Source organism: Halobacterium noricense (genome assembly GCF_021233435.1).
Classification (GTDB): Archaea; Halobacteriota; Halobacteria; order Halobacteriales; family Halobacteriaceae; genus Halobacterium; species Halobacterium noricense.
The window spans coordinates 204,285-218,105 of record NZ_CP089468.1 but is presented as its reverse complement, the minus strand read 5'-3'; the positions used below and the strand labels follow the sequence as shown (position 1 = coordinate 218,105).

The following is a 13,821-nucleotide window of genomic DNA, read 5'->3' as shown; positions in this document are numbered from 1 at the left end:
GGAAGTCACACGAGCCGGGGAGAAAACCGTTGTCCTCGAAACGGGACTATCGACTACCGGGGTGGCTGTCGGGGAGGCCGCGGCGGCCGAACGTCGTCTCGCGGAGCGTCTCGCCTTCGTACTCGTCGCGGAGCAGGCCGCGCTCGCGGAGCTCGGGAACGACGAGGTCGACGAAGTCCCGGAGGCTGTCGGGACGGGCGACCTCCTTGACGTTGAAGCCGTCGACGCCGACGTCCTCGAACCAGTACTGGAACTCGTCGGCGACCTGTTCGGGCGTCCCGACGACCACGGGCGACGTGGTGCCGAGGCCGGCGAACTCCGCGACCTCGCGGACCGTCCAGTCGCGGTCGTCGTTGGACGTGAACGCGTTCACGACGCCCTGGATGGCTTCGGTCTCGATGTGTTCGAGGTGCTGGTCGGGGTCGAGCTCGGAGAGGTCCATGTCGACGAACCCGGACAGGAGCGCGAGCACGCCCTCGGCGTCGATGGCGTCCGTGTACGCGTCGTACTTGGCTTCCGCGACGGCCTCGGTCTCGCCGACGATGGGGACGATACCAGGGAAGAACGCGAGGGTGTCGGGGTCGCGGCCGTGGTCTGCGGCGCGCTCGCGGAGGTCGTCCACGTAGTCCTCTACGGCGTCCATGGAGGGTTGGCTGACGAAGACGGCTTCGGCGTGCTCGGCGGCGAACTCGCGGCCGCGGTCCGAGGAGCCGGCTTGGTAGAGGACGGGCGTGCGCTGCGGGGACGGCTCCGCGCCGTGCGGGCCGGGGACGTCGAAGTAATCGCCATCGTAGTCGATGGCCGAGACCTTCTCGGGGTCGGTGTAGACGCCGCTGTCGCGGTCGCGGACGACCGCGTCGTCGTTCCAAGAGTCCTCCCAGAGCGCGTAGAGCACGTCCATGAACTCGTCGGCGCGGTCGTAGCGCTCGTCGTGGTCCATGCGGTCGTCGTAGCCGAGGTTGGCCGCGGCGGACTCGAGGTAGGAGGTGACGACGTTGAACGCGACGCGACCGTCCGTGAGGTGGTCGAGCGTGGAGAACTCGCGGACGAGCTGGTAGGGGTGGTTGTAGGAGGTCGACTTCGTGATGGCGAACCCGAGGTTGTCGGTGACTTCGGCCATCGCGGGAATCAGGTACGCGGGGTCGTTCGACGGCGTCTGGACGGCTTTCTCGACCGCCGTCTCACGGTTGTCGCCGTAGACGTCGTAGATGCCGCGGACGTCGGCGAAGAAGACGGCGTCGAAGCCGCCGCGCTCGGCGGTGCGCGCGACGTCGGTCCAGTAGTCGCGGTCGTGGTAGCGGTGGGACTGGTCGCCGTGGAGTTGCCACGACCCCACGGAGACGTGCTCCACGGAGTTCATCGTGAAGAGGTTCAGCCGCATCCGGTCGGTCATTACACCCGCGTAGGGGAATGTGGCGTTTAATTCGGCCGGTCACGACGTTCGCGTCGCGTTGTCACTGACGGCGGCAACGCTCTCCGAGTCGGGGCTGACAGGCGACGAATCAGTGCCGGCACGGGTCGTCGCACTCCCGCGGAACCGCGCCGGGCGGGCGTCAGGACACGCGCCGGGTTGGTCCCGGCTTCGTACTTGAACGTTCGTCAGCAGGAGCAGTAGTAGTCGCGGCCGCCGAACTCGACGTCGAGGCGGTGCGCGATTGGCGCGGGGTCGCTGGGTCGGTAGACGGCGGTCGTGAGGTCGCCAGTGGTCTCGAAGTCGCCGGAGACGAGGGCTTCCCAGTCGTCGGTGGCGAGGACGTCCGCGAGATCGCCGCCGGCGAGCAGCGGGAGGTAGTCCTCCAGCGAGAGCCAGCGCGCGTCTTTCGATGGATCGGGTTCGTAGTCGACGTCGGTGACGTCGGCATAGGCGGCCATCGGGAGGTTCGCGCCGGCAGCGACGGGCATGCTAATCCACTTCCACGGGCGCGTGTTGACGTCGAGGAGAACGAACTCGTCGCGGTCGCGGTCGTAGACGAACTCGGCTTCGCTGATGCCGTGGTAGCCCGCGTCCTCGATGACGGCGAGCGCGTGCTCCCGGATTTCGGGGCGTTCGACGCGCTCGACGACACACGAGGTGCCGTAGCCGAGCGGCGCGCGGATTCGTGCGTTCCCGACAACCGCGAGCGGGTCGCCGTCCTCGGGGACGTAGGAGGCCAGCGAGTGGTCTTCGCCGCGCGCGACCGGGACCTTCTCCTGGGCCATGATTTCGATGCCGGTCTCCTGGGCCATCTCGACGACGTCCAGGTACTCCTCGCGGTCCGCGACCTCGATGACGTTCGTGCCGACGGCCTCCTCGAATTCGCGCTTGCGCGCGGGCTTGACGACGAGCGGGAAGCCGAGTTCGTCCGCGGCCTCGTCGGGGTCAACCTCCGAGAGCCGGTAGGTCTCGGGATGGGGGACGCCGAGGTCCTCGCAGGTCTCGTAGAGCGAACTCTTGTCGAGGACGGCGTCCATCGTCTCGCTGTCGGCGAACGGCAGGCGGACGCCCTCGAGCTCGGTCTCGGCGAACGCGAGCGCCCACTCGTCCATGCAGCCGAACGCGACCGGCTCGTGGTCCAGTTGCGCGGCGAGTTCCTCGACGTCCGCGCGGAAGCCGGCCTCGTCGTCCAGCGGGTACGTGACGCGGCCCGCGTAGTCGACGGCGTTGGAGGGGGGCGCAGCGCCGTCCCCCGAGCGGTCGAGGGCGACGACGGGCACGTCGTGGGCGTCGAGCGCGCGAGCGACGGAGACGCCCGTAACGTGGGCGTTTGCCACAAAGGCCGGCGGTCGGTCGAAGTCAGCGGCCGCGAGCGCGTCGCGGAGGGCCTCGAACTCGTGGAAGGTCATGGGCGGAGTTGTGGATGCTGGGGCTAAAGCGGCCTGATTCCCGCCCTCGTCCGCCGGTATCCGGGAGTGGGCGGCGGTTCGGGTCGCCCGCCTCGGGGCGTCAGCGGCGGAACGGCCGGCCACGCCGACGGAGCGGGTTCGAAGCCTTTATTCGCGCGCTGGCCGTGAGCATCCAGTAGTAACCATGTCGGACAACCCGGCCTCCATGTACCGGAAAATCGACAAGCCGTCGTACACCCGTCGCGACTACGTCACGGGAATTCCGGGCTCGAAGATTGCACAGCACCAGATGGGCGACCTGCAGGCGGACGGGGACGACTACCCCGTCCAGATTAGCCTCGCCCCCGAGGAGGAGTGCCAGCTCCGCCACGGCTCGCTCGAGGCCGCGCGCCTCTCCGCGAACCGCCACCTCATCAAGGAACTCGGCGAGGGCAACTACAAGATGCAGCTCCGCAAGTTCCCCCACCAGATCATCCGGGAGAACAAGCAGGCGACCGGCGCGGGTGCGGACCGTGTCTCCGACGGGATGCGCCAGGCGTTCGGCGTCCCGGTCGGCACCGCGGCCCGCATCTCCCCCGGCGACAAGCTGATGACGGCGTACTGCGACGTCGACCAGGCCGAAGAAGTCAAGGAGGCGTTCCGCCGCGCGTACAACAAGATCACGCCGCCGTGCAAGATCAACGTCGAGCGCGGTGAAGAGCTGCTCGTCCGGTAATCCGGCCGCTTCTCTCCGACTTTCCCGTTACGTAGCGACGGCGCTCCTGTCGGCTTCTCGGCTCCGACCGGCGTCTTTTAGTCCCACAGCGACGACGCCAGCGTATGCTCGGGCTGGCGGTCGCCAACGACACGGAGACGTTCGAGCGGATGCGCGACCCGCTCGCGGACCGCGGGATTCGCGCCGAACACGTCTCCGTCCGCGAGCACGTCACCCACCTCGCTGACCCGCCGTTCGACCCGAAACGGTTCGACGCGGGGTTCGTGTTCCCGGGGCGGCTGATGGAGGGCGGCGTCGTGGACGCGTTCCTCGACGTGCCGTGGGTGAACGACCGCGCGGCCGTGCTGCGCTCCCGGAACAAGGCCGGCGCGCTCGCAATTCTCTCAGACGCCGGCGTCCCCGTTCCCGAAACGGTCTACGTCTCGAATCCCGCCGACGAGGACGAGGTTCCGGCGGCGTTCGAGTCCTTCGACGCGCCCGTCGTCGTGAAGCCGAATTCGACGACGCGCGGCGTCGGCGTCACGAAAGTCCACGACGCGGACTCGCTGTCGGGCGTGACCGACTACCTCGAACTGGTCCACGACTACCGCGCAACCGGCGACAAGTCCTACCTGATTCAGGAGTTCCTGCCCGACGCCGCGGACTACCGCGTGATGGTCCTCGACGGCGAGGTCGTCGGTGCCGTCCGGCGCGCCGCGCCCGACGGCTGGAAGCACAACGTCCACCGCGGCGCGGACGCAGCGGGCGTCGCGTTGCCCGATGAACTCCGGGAACTCGCGGTGGACGCCGCGGAAGCGCTGGACGTGACCTTCCTCGGCGTGGACCTGCTCGTGACGGAGAATCGTGCGGTCGTCAACGAGACGAACGCGCGACCGACTATCGACGACGAGGAGAAGTACGAGGAAGGGTTCTACGACCGGCTGGCGGCGCTAATCGAGCGAGCCGCGGAACGGTAGCTACTTGACGTCGATGTTCGTCGACTCGCCGGTGCGCTCGAAGGTGACTTCGAGGATGCCGTTGTTGTAGCTCGCGGCACCCGAGCGCGGGTCGACGGGGCCGGGGAGGCCGATGCGTTCGTCGTACTCGCGCAGCTCGCTGCTCGCGCTGATGGTGACCTGCTCGCCGTCGCACTGCACGGAGATGTCCTCCTTCTCGACGCCCGGGAGGTCGGCGATGACGCGGACCTCGTCGTCGGTCTCGTGGACGTCGACGTGGGTGTCCGTCGAGAAGCCGGACTGGTCGCCCTCGAACCCGTTCGTGCCGTCCATCATCTCGTCCATCATCCGCTCGATCTCGCGGAAGATGTCGTCGAATGGGTCGTCCCGGTCGTCGCGTCTCATACCACGAAGTTAGGCCGCGTGCTGGAAAAGCGTTCGGACTGTCTTAGATTCCGAGGGCGTCGTTGGTGGTGGCGACGGACTCGGCGGCGTCGGCGCTGTCGGTGACCGCGCGAATCGCGTCGACGTTCTCGGGGACGACGTCGGACTCCTGGTGGATGGCCTGGAAGCAGTAGAAGTCGCTGCCCTCCGTCGTGACGGATTCGCCCCAGAGGCAGTTCTCCCAGAGGTCACCCCGGGGGCGGCCGCGGTCGAGCGCCCACTCCTTGAGCTGGCCGGTGCCCTCGATGCCGAGGTGTTCGTCGACGACCGTGATGCGGGACTGCTCGCCGAGCAGCTCGCGGACCTCGTCGCCGTCGGGTTCGGCGGCGAGCGTGACGTTGATGGCGTGCACGTGCATCAGCGTCGTCGGCACCTTCAGCCCGAGCGTGTCGATGTCGAGGTCGGGGAAGATGGTGTTGACGTCGGGGCCGTGGTGGCTCGGAATCGAGATGGGGTCCGGGAGCGCGTCGTTGATGGGGCCGCGGTTCGGCTGGCTGGGGTCGCCGCCGCGGCGCACGAGCGTCGCGCGCACCTTCTCGACGCCGTACGCCTCACGGAGTGGCGCGAGGAGACGGGAGAGCCCGGTCGTGTTGCAGGAGACGACGCGCACGTGGTCGGCGTCGACGGCGTCGTCGTAGTTCGAGCGCGCGTTGAACGAGACGTCCGCGACGTCGGCGTCCTCGCCGCCCTGGTAGATGGCGGGCGTGTCGTGCTCCTCGTAGAGCGCGCGGTTCTGCGCGCCGATGCCGGAGGGCGTGGCGTCCACGACGACGTCGCTCTGCGCGACGAGGTCGTCGACGAGGCCCGCGGTTTCGATGCCGGCCTCCGCGAACGTGTGCGCGCGGTCCTCGATGGCGGCGTAGAGGTCGTAGCCGCGTTCGGCTGCCTGTTCGGCCTCGTAGTTCGGGCTGGTCTTGGCGACGCCGACGACGTCCATGTCGGGCTGGTCGCGGACCGCGTCCGCGACGCGCTTCCCGATGGTGCCGTAGCCGTTGATGCCGACGCGAATCATACCCGAGAGTGTCACGCGACGGCGGTTAACCGTTTCGCAGCACCGATTTACCGCGACGCGAGTGAATCCCGATTCGAGGAAGAGCCCCGAGAACCGCAGTAGCAGTACCTTTGGGCGGCAGAAGCGACCACCTAGGCCACGGACAGTTCTAAGGTACTACGACTCGTAGTACTCGATATGAGTACCGGAAACGACGCCGAAACCACCCGCGTCACCCGGAAAGGGCAGGTCACCATCCCGAAAGCGCTCCGCGAGGAGTTCGGCCTCGAAGAAGGCGACGAACTCCGGTGGGAGAAAGCCGAGGACGGCATCCGAGTGCGGAAGGCGACGCGCTCCGCGGGACGTGGGATGCTCGTCGACGACGACGTCCCCGAGGAAAAACGCGAGGAGATGGCCGAGGAAATGGCCGAAGAGATTCGTGAGAAGTGCCGAACGGAATGGACACCTGAATGACCCGGTACACTGTCGACGGCGTGGCGATGGCACGCTACCTCGTCGACCAACTCCCACCCGCCGCAGACGACGTGTTCCAGCGAGCCGAACAGGGAATCGACGTGATCGAAGCCCCGACAGTGGCCGTGAGCGAGGCCATCTGGACGGCGGCCAACAAGGGGACGATTGCGGACGTCGCGGTCGATACGACGCCGAATGCGGTGCTACGCGGGTTGGTGAACGACGGCCCGGTACAGCTTGCGCCGACTGACGAGCAAGATCTCGCCGTCTACGGGAGTCTCATCGACCACCACACGCTCCACGACGCGCTCCTCATCGCCAACCACCGAGTCCGGGGGACCGAAGCGATTGTGACGGCAGACGAAGCGTTCGCCGCCGAGGACACCATCTGGACGTAGCCGACGACGGCGTGCGGAGCCAGCCTCGTTTCCGTGTGCTGGCACGCGATTCCGCGGGACGCCGCAGTTGCTCGCCACCGAGCAAGAGTTGTGACCGTACCCCGTGGCGTTCGTTCCGCGAGCAGGACAACCAGTAACGCCTTCTTCCCGGCACGAGAATCCCGACGTATGACTGACCTGCGAGCGGCCGCCGAGACCGCCGTCGAACAGTGCCTCGGCCTCGAAGCCGACGAGTCCTGCGTTATCGTCACCGACGACGAGCGCCAGCCAATCGGCGACGCGCTGTACGACGTCGCCAGCGAGATTACGGACGCGACGATTCTGCGCTACCCGCCGGGCGACCAGCACGGCGAGGAGCCGCCCAGCCCCGTCGCCGCGGCGATGCTGGACGCGGACGTGTTCCTCGCGCCGACGACGAAGAGTCTGAGTCACACGCGCGCTCGTGGCGCCGCCAACGACGCCGGCGCTCGCGGCGCGACCCTCCCCGGCATCACGGCGGACGTGTTCACGACCGGCCTCGACGCCGACTACGAGACCATCCGCCAGCACTGCGAGGACGTGCTCGCGCAAGTCGAGGGCGCTGACGAACTCCGCGTCACCACGCCCGCGGGCACGGACATCACGTTCGGGCCGGGCGACCGCGAGTGGCGCGACGACACCGGCATCGTCCACGAGCCCGGCGACTTCTCGAACCTCCCCGCGGGCGAGGTGTTCGTCTCCCCCGAAAACGCGAACGGGACGTACGTCGTGGACGGCACGATGATGCCCCACGGGAAACTGGACGCGGACGAACAGCTCCGCTTCGAGGTCGAGGACGGCTTCGTTACGGACATCTCCGACACCCAGGTCCGCGAGCAGGTCGAAGCCGCCAGCGAGCAAGTCGGCCGGGACGCCTACAACCTCGCGGAACTCGGCATCGGCACGAACGTCGCCGTCACCGAGCTCGTGGGGAGCGTCCTCCTCGACGAGAAGGCTGCGGGGACGGTCCACATCGCCATCGGCGACGACGCCGGCATCGGCGGCGACACCGACGCGCCGCTGCACCTCGACGGCATCATCCGGGAGCCCACGGTCTTTGCTGATGGAGAGGAAGTCGAACTTCCGAGTCCGTAGCTCCGGACTGGCCAGCCGGTAGCGGGTGGACTGAGCGAACGCGTAGCGTTCGCGAGGGTCGGAAGACGAACGCAGTGAGTCTTCCGGGAATGAAAGGGGCGGCGGGGTCGCGCTCCGTGTAGTCGTCTCGCAGGCCCCTATCGCCGACCAACGGGAGGCGATATGCGTGCGAGCGACCGCGACCCCGCCGGGGCTTTCGAGGAAGCGTCGTCAGAGCCGAAGAGAAAAACCAGTGGCGACTTCCAAAACCCTAACTCCGCGGTCTTTTACGTACGGGGCCGCTATACGCCACCATGAGCGAAAACGTCGGGGAGCACGTCCCCTTCGAGTGTCCGTCGTGTTCGCCGGACCTCGAAACCGTCCACGAGGTACTCACTACTGGTGGCGGGAACGCGACCGTGAAGTGTACCGACTGCGGCCACGTCCACAAGGAGCCCGTCGAGGAGGAGACCACCGTCAGCGTCGACGTCGTCGTCTCGCAGGACGGCGAGTCCTTCACGGGGACCGCGGAGTTCGACCCGGAGGAGACCATCTACGAGGGCGACGAGTTCGTCGTGGAGACCGAGGCAGTCATCGCGCAGGTGCGCGTGACGAGCATCGAGGCCGGGCCGGAGGACCGCACGACGCGCGCCGACGCCGCCGACGTCGATACCGTGTGGACGCGCGAGGTCGGCAACGTCAGCGTCGACATCACCATCAACCCCAAAGAGGACAGCGAGGAGGGCAGCCGGAGCATCGAAGTCCACGTCCCCGGGGATTACGAGTTCACGGTCGGCGAGACCGAGGAGTTCGGCGAGGAGGCGTTCACCATCACCGGCATCCACGTCCGGGAGAACGCAATTGACAGCTACAAGTTCCCGAAGCTCGGCGACGAGGGCGACATGGTGTTCGCGAAGGACGTCAAGCGCGTCTACGGCGACGACGAGACCAGCGGTGCCTGGTCCCCCTGGTAGCTGACTACTGAATTCAGGCCCATGACCGACGAGGAATCTGATACTGGCGACGACTTCGAGCGCGAGCGCGACGACCTCGCGAACGCGCTCGCGGCCCGACCGAACGTCACCGAGCGCGTCGCGGACGCGATTCGCGCGGTGCCACGCCACGAGTTCGTTCCCGTAGAGCACCGCGACGGGGCGTACGACGACCGCCCGCTCCCAATCGGGGAGGGCCAGACCGTCAGCGCACCGCACGTGGTCGCCATCATCGCGAGCGAACTCGACCTCCGCGAGGGCGACGACGTGCTCGAAATCGGGACGGGGTGTGGCTACCACGCCGCCGTCACCGCCGAACTCGTCGGCCCAGAGCACGTCTACTCCGTCGAGTACGTCGAGGACCTCGCGGAGCGAGCGCGCGAGAATCTCGCCCGCGCTGGCTACGGCGACGTGGCGGTCCGGCAGGGCGACGGCCACGACGGCTGGCCCGAGCACGCGCCCTACGACGCCGCGTATCTGACGTGTGCCGCGCCCGAATTTCCGGACGCGGTCGTCGAACAGGCGCGAGAGGGCGGTCGGCTGGTCGGCCCGATTGGCGACGTCAGCCAGCGCCTCGTCCGCGCGGAGAAAACTGACGAGGGCGGGCTCGTCGAATCCGACGAAGGCCCCGTGCGGTTCGTGCGGATGCAGGGCGGCGAGTAGGACGGTCCGACCGCTATTCTTGAGGGGAATGGGGTGTTACCACCTCGAAAGCCCCGGCGCGGTCGCTGCCTGCGGCTCGCTGCACTACGGGTTTGCGTCGCCTCGGCTAGCGATTACGGCTCCTTACAGCCCCACCACCCAGTCGTTCGAGGGGGCGTGCTGGCTACTGAGCCAGCCCGAAGCACAGATCAGGGTTCGAGAAATTCGTTCAGTTCGCTGAATTCGTCGGGAGAGAGAATGACCCTGGTATTGAACGCGTCGAACCGTTCGAAATCGTCGTCGATGGTCAATACAGTGTTCACCCCCTCGTCGATCGCTACCTGCGCATAGTACCCGTCCCAACCCCCGACATTCGCGTCGCTCGCCCGTGAGAATCCACCCCGAACGACGGCTTCGTGGTTCCCGTCGTACCAGCGGATTCGTTTCGCGTCCATGAAGTTCTGTAGCAGGCGAGACGCGTTTCCGCTCGAATGCCCGTAATACGTCGTGAGAACGGTGTGCGCACCCACAAGCGCGGGATACGGAACCACGGCGTCGATTTCGCCGGCGATAGCGTCTCTGACGTACGAGAGGGCAGTATCACGAACCGGGGTTTCCGTGTGTGCGAGCGCAATCACATCGACGTCGAACAGATACGGGCCGCCAGCGTCACTCATCGCGGGTGTGCTCTGCTCCGTTTCGAACAGCCGCTCTGTGCTTTCGAGCGACCGGATCGACGCCTTCGGAAAGGGGCTCTGTGTCCGCTCGCTTCGAAGCCGCTTCTTCGACGAGTTGTTCCATGCGTTCGATGATCTCTGCCGGGTCGTCTTCGGATGTGACGACGGCCTTCCCGTCCTCTTCGTGGATTTCGACCTCCGTCCCGGGAGTGATGCCGAGTCGCTCTCGCAGTTCCTGCGGGAGGACGATTCGCCCTTTCGAATCCACCTTCGCCATGTTCCCACATAGAGTGGGAGAAGTGATAGTCGTTCTGGTCAGACCACTACTGACGTCCGCCAGACGAAACGGAGAACCCGTCGCTACTGTTATGCGCGAGGCGGGAGACGCTGACGTATGGATTACCGCGAGCTGTTGCTGTTGCGGGCGGCCCGGGAGACGGGCGTGCTGGACGCGCTCGTCTCGAACGCGTACACAGTAGATGACGTCGCGCGCGAGACGGGCGTGACCGAGCGCGCTGCGCGCGTGACCGTGGACGCACTCCTCGACATGGGCCTGCTGGAAGAGGTCGAGGAGGGCGTGGAGCCGACGAATCGAATGCTGGGGTTCGTGACGAAGACCGACGTGCGCTCTATCGGGCGACTACCGCACGAACTCGACACCGTGGAGGCGCTGGTCGACCTCCCGGAGACGATGCAGACCGGGGCGGTGCCGGAGCGAGCAGGGAGCTGGACGCGGAACCGGCTCGGCGCGCAGGCTGCCGAAGACGACGCCAGCGTTCGCGCAGCCGTCACCGCGGCCGTTCGTGAGCATCCCGACGCGGAGGGCGTGCTCGTGGTCGCGGACGGGCCGGGTCGGCACGCCGTGGAGTTCGCGCGACGTGGGTTCGACGCGACGCTACTCGACACGCGAGCGGTCGTGGACGCCGTCGACCCGCTGCTGGAGCGCGAGCGCGTGGACCTCGTCGCCGGCGACCCGCTAGAGGGCGTTGAGGGCGTCGGCGGTGGATTCGACATCGTCTTCCACGCGGGCGTGGCGCGCGAGTACGGCCCGGACGACAATCGCCGGCTGCTGTCGGCCGCCAGCGACGCCGCCGCCGAGAACGCGCTCGCGATTCACGTCGACACGTTCCGGAACGGAACGCCGGACGCCGCGGTCGCCGCGGAGTTGCTCGCGACGACCGAGCACGGCGGCTGTTACGAGGAGGGCGCGGTCGGCGAGTGGTTCGCGGACGCGGGGTTCGCGGACGTCCGCGCGGGCGACGTACCCGGCACGGACTACCGGTTCGTCGCCGGCCGGAGGCGGGCCACTCAATAGGCTGGGCGGCAATTTTCTGGTATGGAGTTCGCGGCGTTCCGGGCGGAGATGGTCGACAGCCTCGAACACGACACGAAGGCCGCCGTCCAGGCGAAGTCGACCGCGCGAGCGATGCGCGAGGTGCCCCGCCACGAGTTCGTGGACGGCGGCCGGCGCGCGTACACCGACCAGTCGCTGGAGCACCGCGGGACGCGCGTGCTCGCGCCCTCTACCGTGGGCCGGCTGGTGGACGCCCTCGCACCCGAGGAGGGCGACGACGTGCTCGTCGTGGGCGCGGGCGTCGGGTACACGGCGGCCGTGCTCGCGGAAATCGTCGGCCCGGAGCGCGTCCACGCCGTCGACATCGACCGCCGCGTCGTCTACGACGCGCGCTCGAACCTCGCAGACGCCGGCTACGGCGACGTGCTCGTCGACTGCCGGGACGGCGCGCGCGGATTGGCCGAGTACGCGCCGTTCGACCGCGTGCTCGTGGAAGCCGCGGCCGTCGACCCGCCCGCGACACTGCTCGACCAGCTCGTGACTGGGGGCCGGCTCGTCTATCCGGAGGGGACGACCGGCCAGCGACTCGTCGCGATAGAGGGGCGTGAGACGGTCTCGGTGCACGGCCCCGTCGCGTTCGCGCCGCTGCTCGTCGACGGCGAGCAGGCTAGTTCCGTCGAGCGCAATCGGACTGTTCGGGAGGACCGCGAGCGCGCCGCCCAGGACGCCCAGTCCCGGACGGGCTGGGAGCAGGACTGGATCGACTGGGACTAGTCGCGGACGACGAGTATCTCGGTGTTCTCGCGGCGGTCGGCGTAGTCCGACCCCGACGGCGGCTTCACGGAGATTTCGAGCGTGCCGTCGGCCTGATTCGGGCCGAGCTGTGGGTCGATGTCGAGGGTTGCAGTTCCGTCGTCCCCCGTAGTTGCAGTCGCCACGCCGTCGAGGTCCGCGGTCCCTGCTTTTACCACGACTGTCGCGCCCGCGACCGGGTCGCCGTCCGCGTCGACCGCGGTCACGTCGACGGACTGGTCGCCGGGCGTGACGACGTCGGGTTCGGGGCTGGCGTCGAGTTCGCTCACCGAGAGCGTGTCGACGCCCGAGACCATGCTGAGCATGACGCTGAGCGTCGCGACGCCGACGACGAACGCGATGACGAGCCGGACGGGCAGCCCCTCGATTGCGCGCTCGTCGCGCGCGAACTGGTCGAGCCGGAGCGGGTTGGAGTCGAACACGCCACGGATTGGTCGTGGCTTCGCATTTGAATGCTCGGACGGGGGTTCATCCGGGAAGCCGAGCGAGAGCGTGGTATGGACGTGCTCGGACGCGACGGCGGGAAGGACGGGGATGAGGTTTGTGGGCGGTTCGGCCGGTATCTCGCCGCGGACCGGAGCCTCGGGGCGCGCGTCGGCGTCGATTTTTCGGGGCCGCACGCGGGCGTCGTCGTGGGCAAGCGCGGGAGCGGGAAGTCGTACACGCTCGGCGTGCTCGCCGAGGGGCTGGCGGATACGCCGGGTGTTGCGCCCGTGGTCGTCGACCCGATGGGCGCGTTCGGCGGGCTTGGGTCGGCTGGCGTGCCCGTCATCGAGCCGCGCGTCCGGGCGAGCGCGCTGCCGCCGCGAGCGTGGTGCGAGCTGCTCGACCTCGACCCGGCGAGCCCCGCGGGGACGCTCGTCTGGCGGGCGGCCAGCGAGGCGGAGACGCTGGACGCGATGCGGGCGTGGGTCGCGGACGCGGACGCTGCGGCCGCGGCGCGGCGGGCGGCCGCGAACCACCTCGCGCTCGCCGACTCGCGGGGGTGTTTCGCGTCAGATGCGCCGACCGCGGTGGACTTGCTCGCGGACGGCGCGGTACTCGATGGGACGGGGCTCGGAACGGCGGCGTTGCAGGCGGTCGTCGCGGCTACTGCGGCGGGATTATATCAGGCAGCGGTCGATGGCATGGGGGGCCTTCCGTGGCTGCTTGTAGACGAAGCGCACGCGTGCGCGAGCGGCGCGGCCGCGGGTGCGGTGGATACGTTGTATACGCGCGGTCGTGCACCCGGCGCGAGCGTCGTGCTGGCGACGCAGCGTCCGAACGCGCTGCCGGAGACCGCGATTTCGCAGTCGGATCTGGTGGTCGCGCACCGGCTCACGTCGCAGCGGGACGTGGACGCGTTGGCGGCGACGCGGCCGACGTACCTCTCGGGCTCGGTCGGTGCGAAGCTGCCGTCGCGGACCGGGGACGCGCTGGTCGTCGACGACGCGACCGAGACGGTGTGTACGGTTCGGGTGCGGGAGCGGCGGACGGAGCACGGGGGTGGGAGCCGCGTGGCCGACTGTAAGGAGGCCACGGACTGAGCGAA

The 13,821-nt window shown here is 68.3% G+C and carries 17 protein-coding genes; 10 read left to right on the top strand and 7 right to left on the bottom strand.

Going from position 1 to position 13,821, the window contains the following annotated elements; genetic code table 11:
• Positions 1-46 precede the first annotated feature (46 nt).
• Together LT974_RS01230 and LT974_RS01225 are read right to left on the bottom strand one after the other, a co-directional pair.
• Complete coding sequence (locus LT974_RS01230; RefSeq protein WP_232588836.1) at positions 47-1,393, bottom strand: LLM class flavin-dependent oxidoreductase; 1,347 nt, start codon at positions 1,391-1,393, stop codon at positions 47-49.
• A 206-nt stretch (positions 1,394-1,599) separates the two neighbouring features.
• Positions 1,600-2,823 carry a carboxylate--amine ligase gene (locus LT974_RS01225; protein ID WP_232588835.1) on the bottom strand — a complete coding sequence of 408 codons (1,224 nt, stop codon included), beginning with the start codon at positions 2,821-2,823 and terminating at the stop codon, positions 1,600-1,602.
• Positions 2,824-3,007: 184 nt separating this feature from the next.
• Here LT974_RS01225 and LT974_RS01220 point away from each other — a divergent pair, with 184 nt between their 5' ends.
• Together LT974_RS01220 and LT974_RS01215 are read left to right on the top strand one after the other, a co-directional pair.
• Positions 3,008-3,538, top strand: coding sequence for a 50S ribosomal protein L16 (locus LT974_RS01220; RefSeq protein WP_232588834.1), 531 nt, complete (start codon positions 3,008-3,010; stop codon positions 3,536-3,538).
• A 104-nt stretch (positions 3,539-3,642) separates the two neighbouring features.
• Positions 3,643-4,494 (top strand): ATP-grasp domain-containing protein, encoded by an 852-nt coding sequence (locus LT974_RS01215; protein WP_232588833.1) that lies wholly within the window; start codon positions 3,643-3,645, stop codon positions 4,492-4,494.
• Here LT974_RS01215 and LT974_RS01210 read toward each other — a convergent pair whose 3' ends face one another.
• Both LT974_RS01210 and LT974_RS01205 read right to left on the bottom strand, forming a co-directional pair.
• On the bottom strand, positions 4,495-4,878 hold the full coding sequence (locus LT974_RS01210; RefSeq protein ID WP_232588832.1) for an Hsp20/alpha crystallin family protein: 384 nt from the start codon (positions 4,876-4,878) through the stop codon (positions 4,495-4,497).
• A gap of 43 nt (positions 4,879-4,921) precedes the next feature.
• A complete protein-coding gene (locus tag LT974_RS01205; RefSeq protein ID WP_232588831.1) occupies positions 4,922-5,929 on the bottom strand; it encodes a type II glyceraldehyde-3-phosphate dehydrogenase in 1,008 nt (335 codons plus the stop codon).
• Positions 5,930-6,106: 177 nt separating this feature from the next.
• Between LT974_RS01205 and LT974_RS01200 the strand changes: the two genes are divergently transcribed.
• From LT974_RS01200 to LT974_RS01180, 5 genes are all read left to right on the top strand, one after another.
• The gene (locus LT974_RS01200) at positions 6,107-6,382 is read left to right on the top strand and encodes an AbrB/MazE/SpoVT family DNA-binding domain-containing protein (protein WP_232588829.1); all 276 of its coding nucleotides are present in this window, start codon (positions 6,107-6,109) and stop codon (positions 6,380-6,382) included.
• The gene (locus LT974_RS01195) at positions 6,379-6,780 is read left to right on the top strand and encodes a hypothetical protein (RefSeq protein WP_232588828.1); all 402 of its coding nucleotides are present in this window, start codon (positions 6,379-6,381) and stop codon (positions 6,778-6,780) included. Before LT974_RS01200 ends, LT974_RS01195 begins: the two co-directional genes overlap by 4 nt.
• A gap of 168 nt (positions 6,781-6,948) precedes the next feature.
• Positions 6,949-7,893 carry an aminopeptidase gene (locus tag LT974_RS01190; protein ID WP_232588827.1) on the top strand — a complete coding sequence of 315 codons (945 nt, stop codon included), beginning with the start codon at positions 6,949-6,951 and terminating at the stop codon, positions 7,891-7,893.
• Between the two features lie 293 nt (positions 7,894-8,186).
• Entirely contained in the window at positions 8,187-8,846 is a 660-nt protein-coding gene (locus LT974_RS01185; protein WP_232588826.1) for an HVO_0476 family zinc finger protein, read from the top strand.
• Positions 8,847-8,867: 21 nt separating this feature from the next.
• Positions 8,868-9,527, top strand: coding sequence for a protein-L-isoaspartate(D-aspartate) O-methyltransferase (locus LT974_RS01180; RefSeq protein WP_232588825.1), 660 nt, complete (start codon positions 8,868-8,870; stop codon positions 9,525-9,527).
• Between the two features lie 188 nt (positions 9,528-9,715).
• Here LT974_RS01180 and LT974_RS01175 read toward each other — a convergent pair whose 3' ends face one another.
• The gene (locus LT974_RS01175) at positions 9,716-10,183 is read right to left on the bottom strand and encodes a hypothetical protein (RefSeq protein WP_232588823.1); all 468 of its coding nucleotides are present in this window, start codon (positions 10,181-10,183) and stop codon (positions 9,716-9,718) included.
• A complete protein-coding gene (locus LT974_RS01170; protein ID WP_232588819.1) occupies positions 10,176-10,460 on the bottom strand; it encodes an AbrB/MazE/SpoVT family DNA-binding domain-containing protein in 285 nt (94 codons plus the stop codon). Before LT974_RS01170 ends, LT974_RS01175 begins: the two co-directional genes overlap by 8 nt.
• Before the next feature lie 117 nt (positions 10,461-10,577).
• On the opposite strand from LT974_RS01170, the gene LT974_RS01165 reads away from it, so the two are divergent.
• A complete protein-coding gene (locus tag LT974_RS01165) occupies positions 10,578-11,498 on the top strand; it encodes a methyltransferase domain-containing protein (protein WP_232588817.1) in 921 nt (306 codons plus the stop codon).
• Positions 11,499-11,519: 21 nt separating this feature from the next.
• Positions 11,520-12,251: a protein-L-isoaspartate O-methyltransferase family protein gene (locus LT974_RS01160; protein ID WP_232588816.1), complete on the top strand. Its 732-nt coding sequence runs from the start codon at positions 11,520-11,522 to the stop codon at positions 12,249-12,251.
• Here the strand turns inward: LT974_RS01160 and LT974_RS01155 are convergent.
• On the bottom strand, positions 12,248-12,712 hold the full coding sequence (locus LT974_RS01155; RefSeq protein ID WP_232588814.1) for a carboxypeptidase-like regulatory domain-containing protein: 465 nt from the start codon (positions 12,710-12,712) through the stop codon (positions 12,248-12,250). The genes LT974_RS01160 and LT974_RS01155 overlap by 4 nt on opposite strands.
• Before the next feature lie 75 nt (positions 12,713-12,787).
• Here LT974_RS01155 and LT974_RS01150 point away from each other — a divergent pair, with 75 nt between their 5' ends.
• Complete coding sequence (locus tag LT974_RS01150) at positions 12,788-13,816, top strand: ATP-binding protein (protein WP_232588813.1); 1,029 nt, start codon at positions 12,788-12,790, stop codon at positions 13,814-13,816.
• Positions 13,817-13,821: the final 5 nt, after the last annotated feature.